1 protein-coding gene is annotated in these 389 nt (G+C 53.7%); it reads right to left on the reverse strand.

What is annotated here, in order from left to right:
* A partial coding sequence (locus F8B77_RS17745; protein ID WP_167512877.1) for a hypothetical protein occupies positions 1-389 on the reverse strand: 389 nt, incomplete at both ends.

Raw genomic sequence — 389 nt, forward strand, 5'->3', positions numbered from 1 at the left:
GGCATGGGAGCAGAGACCAATGCGGTTAAGGCGCTGCCACCCACGATTGGGGTCGCTATCACGCGAACTTCACCTGCGGTTTCGTCGGCGCTGGTCAATTGATAATTGGCCTCATTGCCCTGCGTTGTAATGTCGCTCCAATTGACACCATCACTGCTGCGTTGCCATTGATACTGAACATCATCGGGCTGCTGATTATGCTCTGGCGTGCTGCCGAGCAATCTCGCGGTAACCACATCGCCCACTTGCTGAGGAGAGGCCAACGATTCAATGCGAACTAAATCGAGATACAAATTCTGGAAGGTGTCGTCAGAGTTCGGCGCAATGCTACCTGCGCCGCCCCATGCTTCACTGAGGTCGCTGTTGACCACATCACCATTATCTAATGT

Origin of the sequence: Aliivibrio finisterrensis, from assembly GCF_008933155.1 — a bacterium.
GTDB classification, from domain to species: domain Bacteria; phylum Pseudomonadota; class Gammaproteobacteria; order Enterobacterales; family Vibrionaceae; genus Aliivibrio; species Aliivibrio finisterrensis.